This is a genomic window from Roseburia intestinalis L1-82 (assembly GCF_900537995.1).
Taxonomy (GTDB): Bacteria; Bacillota; Clostridia; order Lachnospirales; family Lachnospiraceae; genus Roseburia; species Roseburia intestinalis.
The window spans coordinates 2,915,980-2,928,634 of record NZ_LR027880.1; the positions used below are offsets into that span (position 1 = coordinate 2,915,980).

Below are 12,655 nucleotides of genomic sequence, written 5' to 3' on the forward strand. Positions count from 1 at the left end.
ATTGTAAATTAATTTACAAAATTGTAAATTTCATCCTCGTTTTATTAAAACGTCTATCCTATGCTGCTTAGCATCCTGATAGTCTGGTATCAGCCCGGAATCGCAGATTGAACCGTCAGCATAAACCTCGGCTTTTCCATTCTTAATATGTTCGGGATTGCGGATGATAATATGATAATCCGCACCTCTGAAGTATCTCGTCACTTCTGCCTCTTCCCATTCTTCCGGAAAGCAGGGACTGATCCTAAGCCCTTCATAATCCCGTTTTACACCCAGAATACCTTCATACAGCCCCATCATGCACCATGCGGAAGTTCCTGTTGTCCATGACTGATAGGATTTTCCGTAATATTCCGGGTTCGTGGAATAGCAGTTGGTAAATACATAAGGTTCTGCCCCGGACTTCGCCGACGGGTTCTCTTCGCTGTCAGGCATAATCTTTTTCAGCGTTTTCAGTGCCTTTTCCCCTCTGCCTGTACAGCAATCCATGAGGATCTTAAAGCCGGTAGCATGACAGTACACTCCACCGTTCTCAAAAAGTCCCGGCAGCATACCGGACATCCTTCCCACATGGGCATCATACTCCGGGTACGGCGGCAGATTTAAGGGGAAGCCAAAATCCTGCTCCATGCTGTCCACAGCTTCCAACACGTAGGCCAGCCTTTCTCTGTCCGCGACTCCTGCCAGTACAGCCCATGTTTGTGCGTTCAAATAGATTTTGCTTCCGGCGCTGTCCTGCGTTCCTACGTTTCCCTTGCTGCTTAAGGCCCTAGCATACCATTTCCCATCCCATGCATAGCGGTTGATATCTTCCTTCAGCTGTTCATATTCCTTCTCCAGAAATCCGGCATATTGTGTATCCCCCGCATACTCCATCATTCTCTTTAATTCTCTCAGAGCCAGACAGAACTGGTGGGACAGCATCACAGACTCTGCCTCCGGATCATCCGTAATATTTAAGGCGTCATTCCAGTCGGCGAAATAAATCTTCACCAAACCATGCTCCCCTTTATCAAGAATTAAGCGATTAACCGCAGCCTTTACATGTTCCAGCACGGATGCTTTGCCGCCGTCCTGCCATTCAATCTCCGTATCAAGAATTGACAGATCTCCCGTCTCCTTGATCAGTTCGCACACCGCCCAGATGATCCAGAATGGTTGGTCTGAATAACGCATATCATCATAGGGATACCATGTAAGCACTCCGTGCCCGTCCTGGAACTGATGGCGCAGACATTCCAGGATTTCTTCTTTTGCTTTCTCCTGACGGTAATTCAACAGCGCTACAGAAATCTGCAGGTTGTCACGGACACCTTTCTTTCCTACGATACAGAAATCTGCCTGCTTTTTTACCCAGTTGTTCATCATATGATTAATCTTTTGGTCCGGTGTTTTCACAGACAAAGAGCTAATCTTCTCATAGTTATACGCCTCCGACTCTGCGAACTCCCGTTCTGTGGATTCTGCATCTGCATACCGTTTTACTGCACTGCATGCCTCTTCACAGGAAGAGCTGATCCCGAATACCACCTGAATCTCTTTCTCCTCTCCCGGCATCAGCGTGATCTTATGCTGCAGCACCCCGCCAAGAATGAACAGCGAGGCTTCGGAATTTGTACAGTCTTTTCCATTCACGACAATATCCGGTCGCTGGAACAGGGCGCAGGTCGATGCATCCGGAAGTGTCAGTGTACTTGTGGAACCGCAGAACTTCGTCAGGTCACCGTCCCATGCATAAACCGGCTCGGATGAGGCCAGAAACCCATGATACAGTTCATGGGGCGCGAAGGGATGGGCGGAATCACAGTAGATTCCGTTCAGTTCCCGTTTGAATTCTGTCTTCATGCAGCGGTACATTTCGTAGTATCTGGGATAAGAGAAGCCTTCCAGATAGAAACTGACCGCAGAGAACATGCTTAACCTTTTCTCTTGCTCTGCTGTATTGCGAAGTTTCAGTGTCCACACCTCATGAAACCCTTTCTTGGGCACGAAAATCCTCCAGGATCCCTCGATTCCGTTTTTCCTTGAGCAAATCTGTGTGTGCCCGATACTATGTGTACAGCAGTAGTCTTCCACCTCTGTGTTAAGCGGCCCCTTCCCGATATTCCAGCATGTTCCGTCTGCATCATCTCTTAAATATACGTATCTGGCATCATCCCGGTTGATCATACACATATCTGCTTTTTCGCTCAGATAATAACTGCGCCCGTGTCCTACCTGTGATATCTGAGCGCAGTAGCGGTCTTCATTCCACAGGTAATTATACCAATAACGCGGTGTTTCCGCATGATAGATCCGGCAGCCGTTCCCGTCCGGTGCGAACTCATACAATCCATTTTGTGCACTTTTCTTTAACTCAGAATTCATCTTTCTTTCAATCTCCTGTTTTATTATTTTGTAATCTCAAAGCACTCCCTTGGGAACTATGCTTATTCACCGACCACAAGTCTGTACTGGATGCCCGGAACAGAACCGTCCATTGCAAACCGTATTTCATCTCCTGTTTTTTCTCCATTCATTTCGGCAATTACTTCCCCGATCGGATTTAACACCTCCAGTTTCGCATTCTCCGCTTTCACACGGATGCAGCCTTCCAGTGTCTCTGCGTACAGTTTGCCTTTGAACTCCACAGCGGCAAACGGAATCCCCATCAGCTCCGGTCCTTTGCCAAATGTTGTCTCGTCCATACCGGTTGTCCCCATTGCCGTCAAAATATATTCTGACGCGCCATCCATCTTAATTTCATCTTTTGCGATCAGAGCCAGTGTAATCCTTTCGTTTTCCGCCTCCACACAGATCTTGTCAGAAAGGGAAATCTCTTCTTCCGGTGCGCCGCTGAAATAGCCGCAGTAAGGTGTGTGGATAGAGAAGCGTGCGTGATCCGGGTCAAAAACGATTTCTTTTGTGTCTGAAATCAGCCTTCCTTCCACATAGCCGGTATCTTCCGGCAGAATACCCCACTCTTTCATCGCACTGTCCATGATTTCGGCAAACGTCCGGTAATCTCCGTTGCCCGATGTCTCTCTGATCCGGTCGAACACAAGTGCTTTTTCTCCAAGATGCACTCCCGGCTGAATCTCTTTCGTGTCTTTCACAGCATTTTCCAGACGGTTTTCTTCTTTATAACACCGGAACGCATCCCTGTACTCAGACCATGCATAATATACTCCATGTTCCGCATCTGAGAGATCAGCTCCGTTTAAGAACCCGGCATTTACCGCTATGTCCGCATTGCCCTGATACTTGTCTCCTCCGTCCAGAAATACATTGCGCATGGACGTGATATACGGGAAAAATGTAGTCGGCATTGCATGGAAAAGAGGCAGCGTTTTCAGGTCATTCTGTGTGTAGACCACATCCACGCAGTTCTTTGCCACGGATACAAGCCCCTTCAGGAAAACAGAGACCATGAATCCCCACTGACAGATTACTGCCGGATCGTTATATACATCGAAAACATTCAGTATCTCATCTGCCGGCTGGTCATCCCAGTTCTCGGAGGTATGGTGATTATAAAGGATCAGTCCGTCCCAGTCGTTTAAGCAGGCATATGCTGCCATCTGCACAAACGCCGTGGAATGGAAAGGATGCTCCCCATACTCGTTCCACTCGCTGAGCATAAAAGGTTTTCCTTTCACAATCGCCAGTGATCCCAGACTTAAAAGGGTTGTTGCCGCCGATCCCACGCCGGTCTGCATGGTCAGAGGATTCGTAGAGACATATTCCATGGGGCCGGCCACCAGGTATGTATTATTCTCTACCGGAAGGAGAGGATGGTTAAAATAGCTGTTATTCTCCATCAGGTCGCCGTCTGTATGCCCATACACATCCGCTGCCCCGGCAATTAAATTGCTGGTAACGACAGGAACTTTTGCCCCGAGGAAATGGATATAGTCTTTCATATCCTGATAGAACTTCCGGTTCATATAGATGCCGAACTCCATAAAGTCGGCATATCTTGCCGGTCCTTCCGGTGCATCCCACTCTCCTTCCGGGTCGCTGACCGGCTGGTAGAAACTGCCTTCAATCCCCCGGACGGTTCCCCGAGCCGGATCTTCTTCCTCCCCCAGTGCGCAGCAACCGTCCTTTGTCCACGCTTCTTCCAGATGCTCCCGTGTGTGGTACTTCATCAGCAGGAAGTCGTTAAAGCGCTCCTGTACTTCTGCCCGGTAGGGTTTCATCTCTTCCCCTGCATCGTCGCCCATATTACCCTTGATAGCAGTGTCCTCGTTGTTGATTTGGATTGTCACTACCGCCGGATCATCGATAAGCGCCAGTCCCGTATAGGGATTCACATGGCAGAGTAGCTCCTTTGCATACTCTTTCTGTAGTTCAATCATCCGCTGGTTGTACAGACAGTACCGTTTGATACAGGAGGGTGCACCGCCCGGATACTCCATGCCGTCTCCCTCTTCAAACTTTCTCGCTACAATCAGGTCTATATGGAGATAGATGCCCTTCTCTTTCAGCTTCGCCGCAAAGTAATCGAACCGGTCCAACCCATCCGGGTTGAATTTCCTGCTGGTACCGGATGCATAGTCCAGAAGAGGTGCTTCCTTGCAGCTGCTCCAGCTTCCCGGCTCCTCTCCCACAGGGGCGTCCGCCGCATGGAGACGGATGATGTTCACTCCCATGCTGGCGAACCGTTCCGCCATTCTGTCCGCCGTCTCATGATCCGGCGTATTGGAACGCGCCGCCACATTGAATCCTAAAAACCGCGCTCTCGTACCATCTTCAAAATAAAGATGCCCCTTTTTCGCTTCGACAAACCCATGTTTTCCCGCAGGCGCATCCAGCAGATGAGAGTAATTGAGGACTCCCGTATTCGGTTCTGCCTTGTGTATCCTGATTCGTTGTTTCATTCTGATCTTCCTCCTATCTCTTCCGGCTCCTGCTACCTTATCATTTTTCTTGCACAGCAACCTTTCTGATGTCAGACTATCACATGACAATTTATAAATATTGTAATATTCTTTTAATTATTGTAAAATAGAATATATAATTTTAGTTTAAGGAGAGAATGACCTATGGAAACAGATTATCTATCTATGTGTAAGAATTTTTATGCGGCGACAAAAATCCCGGTCACATTACTGAAAGGCAAATATGCAGTCTATACTTCTTTTAATGATATCACTGGCACATCTCCTGCATACTTCCGTGAGGATCTCTTTCCCATGAGCGATCATAATCCGACCTTTTGCAGTGATTCTCCGGATATCGGCTACGGACGCCTTTTAATCGAGAATACCGACTATAATCTGATTCTCGGCCCGGTATTCAACGTTCCTGTCACCGAAGAACTAATTCGCTATTCCTCCAGAGAGAGTGGAGTCTCTTTAGAGAACAGGGAACAGTACGCAGAATTGCTCTATGCAATCCCCCTGCTTGGTCAGGCACAGTTTGCCAATTATCTGGTATTTCTCCATCAGTGCATCAACCACAAGACTGTCCCCGCAGAACAGCTCTTTCTGGAAAATGACAAGCTCACACTGGAGCGCTTTAACCAACAGACGGATCAAATGGTAGAAGATAAGGAAGAAGGAAATGTTCATAACACCTACTATTTTGAACTGGAATTGTATCAGATAATCAAGAATGGGAATACAGACGCCCTGAAGAAATTTCTCTCTGCCACCCGTGCTCCCCTCAAGGAAGGGAAGATGGCAGGCGCACCCTTGCGGCATGCCAAAAACCTCTTTATCAGCGCTGTAGTAAAAGCCGGTATCATGGGTGCAATCCCGGGCGGTGTGGATATCGAAAAAACATACCAGCTCATAGACTATTACATTCAAGAGTGTGAACAGCTGCGCACAATTGAGAAAATCAATCAGCTCCAGTATGTCATGCTTCTGGATTTCTGTCAGCGTGCCGAAGAAACACGCATCCCGGAAGGTATCTCCCCGGATGTCTATCAATGTATGACCTATATCCGGAACCACACAAATGAGCCTATCTCTGTAGAAGCTGCCGCCGCTCATACAGGGCGCAGTGCCTCTTATATGATGAAACACTTTAAAGGTGAACTCGGCATCCGGATGGGCGCTTACATTATGCGCTGCAAGCTGGAAGAAGCAAAAAGTCTTCTGACCTACAGCGAAAAAAGTCTGGCTGAAATCAGCAGCTATCTCTGCTTTTCCAGCCAGTCCTATTTTCAGAATGTATTCAAAAAGCAATACGGTGTCACACCGCTCCAATACCGGAAACAGACAAAAGGACGGTCAAACTGAAGCGCCTGCGAGTTCCACAGCCATCCGGCAGATCCGGATGGCATTTTTTATCAATTCCTCTCTTGTAATATGACCGTTCTTGAGAGCTGCCGTAAGGTTATCAATTTCCTGCTGGCTTCCCGGCATAAAAAGATCATTTCCTGCGAGAGCCACCTTGTATGCCTCGGGTGCAGGATATTTCGCATCAGCACTTAATATATCAGAGGATGTTACCCAGTCTGTCATTACAATGCCGTCAAATTCAAATTCACAGCGGAGCACATCCTCAAGAAGTTCTCTATGCTCAGAGGTATGCTTCCCGTTTAACAGATTATAAGATGTCATCAGGGCTTTAGGCTGTGCCAGACGAACACAGATTTCAAACCCTTTTAGATAGATTTCCCTCAGCGCACGTTCACTGACTATACTGTTATTGTTATACCGATTTGTCTCCTGATTATTCGCCGCAAAATGCTTGATGGTAACCCCACATCCGGGATGGCTCTGCACCCCTTTCGTAAGTGCTGCCGCGAATACGCCGCTTATCAGCGGGTCTTCTGAAAAATATTCATAATTCCTGCCGCATCGTATGGACCGATGGATGTTAAGAGCTGGAGCCAGCCACAGATGAATGCCAAACCGCTCCATTTCGCTTCCTACGATATCCCCGCAGCGTTCTGCAAGCAATGGATTCCAGCTTTGGGCGATCGCGGTGCCGATGGGAATTGCCGTCGCATACTGCTCAAAGATCTCACTGTCCTCTCCGGGCTGCGGAATCATGCTGTTCATATATGCGCGCTCATCCTCGGTCAGAAGATTCTGCATTGTCTCCGGCATTGTACTCCCCAGACTATGTATTCCATTCTCATCCCGGAAGCACTTTTGAGAAAGCCGCAGTCCTGCCGGTCCGTCTGCCATAACGATCACGGGGATTTCTCCCACTTTTGCCGTCTCGCCTGCCGCGCCTGCAACCGACATAGAAGCATTACCGATGATGCCTGTCACTCCGCCTCCTGCAACGAAAGCACCCACATTCAGGCTAATCAGTTCTTCATCGGAAAATCCCTCCATCTCCGGCATTGGCTCATCTTTATGCTCATAGACTACTTTCACTATATCCACGCTGGAAATATCTGCTTCCAAAGATTGTATCTTTTTTCCTACTCTGTCCTTTCTCTTTCTTTCCGGCTTCCAGTCTGTGAAATCCGGTTTTCCAAAACAGTTTTTTACTGATTTTATAACCAAAGTTTCCGGTACTGATATGACACCGCAGACTTCCGTATCTCTGCTGCTGTTTCCCATTCGGAGGGTATATTCCCCTTGTTCCAGAATCCATGCCGCCTGTTCTTCGTCGTAAGATGCCAGATCCGTCAGTAAGAATGAAAGTTCAACTGTCTGTTTCTCCCCCGGTTTTAATTCTTCTGTCTTTTTCCATGAAGCCAGAGTCTGATAAGGCTGATCCAGCTTTCCTTCCGGCACAGAAACGTATAACTGTACGACCTCTTTTCCACAGAAATCACCTATATTCACCACTTCTGCACCTATTTCGGCAGTCATTTTATCCAGTTTCAGACCCTTAAAACGGACTTCAAAATTTGTATAGGAGACACCGTATCCAAACGGAAACAGTACCTCTTTATCCACACTGTCAAAATATCGGTATCCCACATAAATTCCTTCCTGATACCGGGTATCATCCTGTTCTCCAAATGACGCAAAATCCGGATAATCCTTCCATTTTGTCCAGGTAGTCGTCAATTTGCCGGAGGGATATGTTTTCCCAAGAACAAGATCCGCAAGAGCGCTTCCTGTCTGCACTCCAAGCTGCGACAGAATCAGGATATTCTCCACTTCCATGACAGGTGAAAGATCTACCGGACCTCCTACATTCAGAACCAGCATAAACCTTCTGTACTGCCGTTTCAGCTCAAGGATTGTCCGTCTCTCGCTTTCTGTCAGGAAAATATCGCCTTCCCTCGCTTCCCTGTCATTTCCCTCTCCTGATATCCTTGCAAGGACATAAATGGCTGTCTCACCTTTTACATTCAGTGGCAGATCATATTCCGGCTCCGGCATGACAGCTCCCATCCCTTCGATTACGGGATGTGTATGATGCTCCTGCGCCCTTCTTCGGATTTCTTCTGTAAAACCAGCCTGCGCTTTGTCATATATTTCGTCATAGGCATCAAGCCAGTCTCTGGAAACAATTTCAAACCCAGCTTTCTGAAATCCATCCTCTACTATCTCAAAGAATCGGGAATTCACCTCTCCGGAACCGGTTCCTCCTTTTACTGTCTTACGCACACCGTTACCATACAGTGCAATCTTTCCCGGCTTACCAAGGGGGAAATCGCCGTTCTTCTTGAGAAGTACTGTACACTCAGGAAGAAGCGGCCGCAGTATATCCAGATGCTCCTGTTCGTATTTCTGAAGTTCCATAAAGCATGCTCTCCTTTCTGCAAAAGTTCATTTACTGCAGATATTTTATCAAAAGTGCTTTGGGGAATCTTTCAAAATAGTGGATAGAATTGTAAATTAATATCTATAAAAGTCAAAATTTTACTTTTTGTGTGGAAAAGCAAATCCATGCGGAATTTTACTTTTATAAGAAGTATTCTGCAATATCTTTTATATTACAGAAAATACTATTTAGTAAAAACAAGCTTTAGTGTACCCGGGACCAAAAATTCCCTGCACCTGCCTGTATTCTTTACATGAACCGTTTCCACCTGCCCATTGATCTCCACATGTGCAATAAACCGATTGGGACGGTCTATGAAACGACCCTCTGTGATATGTTCGTACTTCATTTTTTCTGCTTGACCACGCTTTCTATTTTTTCTTTGTTCCTCTTTACACACTGTATATGCCATAGCATGTTTTCCTTATATCTACAACATTCTCACTTTGGGAAACTATTCTCCAGGCAAAGTGCCCCCGATCCAGCTGTCTCATATGGATACCATGAATATGCCGTCAGTTTAGCCCACTCCTCAATTCCTAATTTTTTCGCAACAGACCTTGGGAAAAGGTGATGCCCTAATCCAGTCTCTAAAAGATCTTTCCAAGCCAATCCAAACGGATCAAGTTCCCACATTGTATTAAAAACATACCCATACAATGTTGGATTTCCACCTGCCAGCCCTATCGGATCCTGTTGCGTATACTGACCAAGACTTGGATCATAGTAGCGGAAACGATTATAATACAGACCGATTTTCTTTCTTATCCTCATACTGCCCTTGGAAACGAGATGGAATAAAATTCTTTTTCACCTGTTTTTGCACCCCCCATAGAATATCTAGAACCAAAATACAATTACATAAATAATTTTTACTTTAGTCCAATAAGAACCTAACCTTTTACATGTCTCTCATGGAAAGTAATCCAACTATCCTTGCTTTTTAATGAATTAAATAAAGCTGTTTTCTGTAATGCTACATATATTGCCACTGCTCTCGCTTGACAATTAATTGACTTTTGTGGATTAAATTCTATGTCTGTAAACCACTGATATTCAGATATATTCAAGTCATAGCCAAAATTTTTTATTAAAGCAGAAATATATATATAATCATAAAATGCTGTTTTGGGCTCTAACGTCCATATTTCATCATTTCTCACAAATCCCACCAACTTTCCAGAATTACAGTGTCGTTCATCTCTCTTTGCCTGTTTCGGAGACACGTTTAACAAATCTAAATATGGTCCCCCATTCTCATATTGCTTTGCTGCTTGAAAAACATTTTCCAAAAAAATACCATCTAATTCCAAAGAAAATGCTCCTATCTCTTTTCCAACCCGTACCTCACTCTTGCTTGACACTTCCAATGCCTTTTCATGTTTCATTTCATAGATAGACTGATGTAACGCTCTAATATTTTTTTGTTTTTGTGTTATCGAAAATCCTCCACTCCACATAAAATCAAAATTTTCACATATAACAACATCATCTTGAACACTCCATGCAGGGCGTTTTGCCATATTGATAACCTCCTTTTTTCATAAATAATCTCTCGGTATCTCCAAGCCACTAAACATAAGGCTTTCAGATTCCATTTTTATTAAAATCCCCCACTTTTTATCAAAAAACACTTGATAAACAGCCTCAAAAATGCGGCGCATTGCGCCTGTTTAATCAGAAAGCATATTTGTTCTAGCACAGCCGGTAAATTTTTGATTGAAGGCGATTTTTATTGTCAGATAATTACATCTGTCATTTTAACTATCAAAACTTTCTTTTTGAAAATCTCTGTAAATATTATCCTGATCCAGATGCCATTTTCAGCGACACCTAAGACCTCATTGACCGTTTTAGGAACTTGGATTTTTCATACACAGATGAACTGATACTGAATAAATATTCCAAGTATGGTCCTGCCCTAAGAACTCCTTCCTGTATGCAGCATTCTTATCTTCTTTCCATTGATTTTAAAATTACATCTTTGACTGACTGGATTGTACAGCTTAAAATCTATCCGTTATCCCTGTCTGCAAAACTGGAAGAAAAATGAATCATGATGGTGTTGAAATTTCGAAAACAAGAATCAAGTTATGATGACCGTTGGCAAGCTACAAATATGGCTGTTCCTGTGAATCCCCATGTTCTGATTCAAAGTACGAAAGAACCGTCCATCTGGCTATGAAAGCCAATCCACGTCTTATAAATATACCGCCGCGTGGCAACGTAAAAGAAAAAAATACAATGCAAGAACTTCTGCTGAACGCTCGAATAAGCGTGAGAAAATAGACTTCAAATTAGAAAGCGTGGATTGTCAACACTTTTTCAGACAAATTTTTTTAGGTTATTTTTCCGATATTGTACAGGCGTTTGATACCCTAAGGAAGAATGTATGCGGTGATGATTATACCAGTTTACATAATCCCATAGTTTTATCTTCAGTTCTTCCTGCGTATGGAATGTTTCATTCCATACAAATTCTGTTTTTATAATCTTGAACGTAGCTTCTGCCACTGCATTGTCATAAGGACATCCCTTATGGCTCAGGGAGCGTTCCATATGGAACGTTTCTAACAGTTCTTCAATTGTCTCGTTTTTAAATTCATTTCCACGGTCTGTGTGGAAAATATGGATTTCCGACAGATTTCCGTCTACTTTCATAAATGCCTGTTTTACAAGTTCTGCTGTTTTATGTTCTCCTGCACTGTATCCAATAATCTCCCTGTTAAAAAGATCAATCAGTACACAAATATAATTCCAGCGGTTTCCTACCCTTACGTAGGTCAAATCACTTACCACTACATTGCGGTATGGCTGGTTTTGAAATTGTCGGTTCAACACATTCTCTACTTTTGATTCATTACATCTGTCTTTTTGCGGTTTAAACTGTGCTGTAGTATAGCTTGATACCAGACCTTCCTGTTTCATAATCCGTCCAATCCTGCGTCTTGATACCTGTTTCCCGCAATCCGCCAGTTCTTTCTTGATCTTTCGTGTACCATAATGGTTCCGGCTTTTTCTAAAAATTTCCTGAATGTCTGCAGTGAGTTCTGATTCATCTTTTTTTGCTGCTGCTTCATAATAATAGGTGCTTCTGTTTACCTGTAGGACGCGACACATTGCTGATACAGAGTATTTGTGGGCATTTGCTTTAATCACATTTACTTTCGTCCTAAGGTAAGTACGTAATCATTCGTATCTGTCAGCAACTATATTTTTCTGATACACTCTTTTCATAACAAAGAAAGGAAACTGTATCATTATGAAAACAGATGAAAAAATCACGCTGTGGTCTGAACGAATCCATGAATTTCAATTCAGTGGGCAGACTTGCAAAACATGGTGTCAGGAACATCACGTTCCAGTCTCTACAATGAATTATTGGATGCGCAAGCTGAAAAAATTGGACGAACAATCAGATACAGATATGATTTTTGCAAAAATGCCAACGGAAAAAGAGATTTCAAAGAATGAGACTTTGAATATCAGCCCGTCTCCAGTCCGCATTTTTATCACAAACGCTATTCGGATTGAAGTGATGCCTGAATGCCCGCCGGAATTTTTTCGTGTTCTGATCCAGGGGCTGAAAGATCATGCTTGATCTGGCAGGTGGCACAACCGTTTACCTTGCCTGTGGAGCTACCGATCTGAGAAAAAGCTATCACGGACTGGCTGCAATTATCAAGCTAAAATTCAAACTTGATCCCTATTCGCGCTGCATGTTTGCGTTCTGCAACCGCAGGCGGACTTCTATTAAGATTCTGCAATGGGACGGATCCGGTTTCTGGATTCTGATGAAGAGGCTTGACAAAGATTCCTTTCACTGGCCGGATACTCCGGATGAATTACAGAAAGTGACCCTGAAAGAGATGCATTGGCTGTGTGATGGTCTTTCACTTACTCCGAAGGGAGCTTTTGAAGAAAGACATCCAAAGATTGTTGTATAAAGAACGGATTTGTCAATTCGCAAAAAGCACGAAATACT

At 44.5% G+C, this 12,655-nt stretch carries 9 protein-coding genes and 1 pseudogene; 3 read left to right on the forward strand and 7 right to left on the reverse strand.

Annotated features, from left to right (window positions below; genetic code table 11):
• Positions 1-30: 30 nt before the first annotated feature.
• Together RIL182_RS13845 and RIL182_RS13850 are read right to left on the reverse strand one after the other, a co-directional pair.
• A complete protein-coding gene (locus RIL182_RS13845; protein ID WP_015520309.1) occupies positions 31-2,367 on the reverse strand; it encodes a GH36-type glycosyl hydrolase domain-containing protein in 2,337 nt (778 codons plus the stop codon).
• A gap of 62 nt (positions 2,368-2,429) precedes the next feature.
• Positions 2,430-4,862 carry a hypothetical protein gene (locus tag RIL182_RS13850; RefSeq protein ID WP_243091609.1) on the reverse strand — a complete coding sequence of 811 codons (2,433 nt, stop codon included), beginning with the start codon at positions 4,860-4,862 and terminating at the stop codon, positions 2,430-2,432.
• A gap of 165 nt (positions 4,863-5,027) precedes the next feature.
• Here RIL182_RS13850 and RIL182_RS13855 point away from each other — a divergent pair, with 165 nt between their 5' ends.
• Entirely contained in the window at positions 5,028-6,230 is a 1,203-nt protein-coding gene (locus RIL182_RS13855; protein WP_006859658.1) for a helix-turn-helix domain-containing protein, read from the forward strand.
• Here RIL182_RS13855 and RIL182_RS13860 read toward each other — a convergent pair.
• From RIL182_RS13860 to RIL182_RS13890, 5 genes and pseudogenes are all read right to left on the reverse strand, one after another.
• Positions 6,222-8,648, reverse strand: a complete 2,427-nt coding sequence (locus RIL182_RS13860; RefSeq protein ID WP_006859659.1) for a glycoside hydrolase family 3 protein — start codon at positions 8,646-8,648, stop codon at positions 6,222-6,224. The two genes, RIL182_RS13855 and RIL182_RS13860, sit on opposite strands and share 9 nt — an antisense overlap.
• Positions 8,649-8,854: 206 nt before the next feature.
• The gene (locus RIL182_RS13865; protein ID WP_242655673.1) at positions 8,855-9,019 is read right to left on the reverse strand and encodes a PDDEXK family nuclease; all 165 of its coding nucleotides are present in this window, start codon (positions 9,017-9,019) and stop codon (positions 8,855-8,857) included.
• A gap of 92 nt (positions 9,020-9,111) precedes the next feature.
• The gene (locus RIL182_RS13870; RefSeq protein WP_006859661.1) at positions 9,112-9,444 is read right to left on the reverse strand and encodes an RHS repeat-associated core domain-containing protein; all 333 of its coding nucleotides are present in this window, start codon (positions 9,442-9,444) and stop codon (positions 9,112-9,114) included.
• 119 nt (positions 9,445-9,563) lie between these two features.
• Positions 9,564-10,193: a DarT1-associated NADAR antitoxin family protein gene (locus RIL182_RS13875; RefSeq protein ID WP_006859662.1), complete on the reverse strand. Its 630-nt coding sequence runs from the start codon at positions 10,191-10,193 to the stop codon at positions 9,564-9,566.
• Between the two features lie 802 nt (positions 10,194-10,995).
• Positions 10,996-11,841: pseudogene (locus tag RIL182_RS13890) on the reverse strand (IS3 family transposase); the annotation flags it as partial.
• A 91-nt stretch (positions 11,842-11,932) separates the two neighbouring features.
• Between RIL182_RS13890 and tnpA the strand changes: the two are divergent.
• Both tnpA and tnpB read left to right on the forward strand, forming a co-directional pair.
• Positions 11,933-12,271 carry an IS66 family insertion sequence element accessory protein TnpA gene (gene tnpA, locus RIL182_RS13895; RefSeq protein WP_006855327.1) on the forward strand — a complete coding sequence of 113 codons (339 nt, stop codon included), beginning with the start codon at positions 11,933-11,935 and terminating at the stop codon, positions 12,269-12,271.
• Positions 12,264-12,617: an IS66 family insertion sequence element accessory protein TnpB gene (gene tnpB, locus RIL182_RS13900; RefSeq protein WP_006855325.1), complete on the forward strand. Its 354-nt coding sequence runs from the start codon at positions 12,264-12,266 to the stop codon at positions 12,615-12,617. The genes tnpA and tnpB overlap by 8 nt, the downstream gene beginning before the upstream one ends.
• Positions 12,618-12,655: the final 38 nt, after the last annotated feature.

Coding starts and splice junctions, on each gene's coding strand:
- RIL182_RS13845 (WP_015520309.1), bottom strand. CDS start 2,367: ATGAATTCTGAGTTAAAGAAAAGTGCACAAAATGGATTGTATGAGTTC.
- RIL182_RS13850 (WP_243091609.1), bottom strand. CDS start 4,862: ATGAAACAACGAATCAGGATACACAAGGCAGAACCGAATACGGGAGTC.
- RIL182_RS13855 (WP_006859658.1), top strand. CDS start 5,028: ATGGAAACAGATTATCTATCTATGTGTAAGAATTTTTATGCGGCGACA.
- RIL182_RS13860 (WP_006859659.1), bottom strand. CDS start 8,648: ATGGAACTTCAGAAATACGAACAGGAGCATCTGGATATACTGCGGCCG.
- RIL182_RS13865 (WP_242655673.1), bottom strand. CDS start 9,019: ATGAAGTACGAACATATCACAGAGGGTCGTTTCATAGACCGTCCCAAT.
- RIL182_RS13870 (WP_006859661.1), bottom strand. CDS start 9,444: ATGAGGATAAGAAAGAAAATCGGTCTGTATTATAATCGTTTCCGCTAC.
- RIL182_RS13875 (WP_006859662.1), bottom strand. CDS start 10,193: ATGGCAAAACGCCCTGCATGGAGTGTTCAAGATGATGTTGTTATATGT.
- tnpA (WP_006855327.1), top strand. CDS start 11,933: ATGAAAACAGATGAAAAAATCACGCTGTGGTCTGAACGAATCCATGAA.
- tnpB (WP_006855325.1), top strand. CDS start 12,264: ATGCTTGATCTGGCAGGTGGCACAACCGTTTACCTTGCCTGTGGAGCT.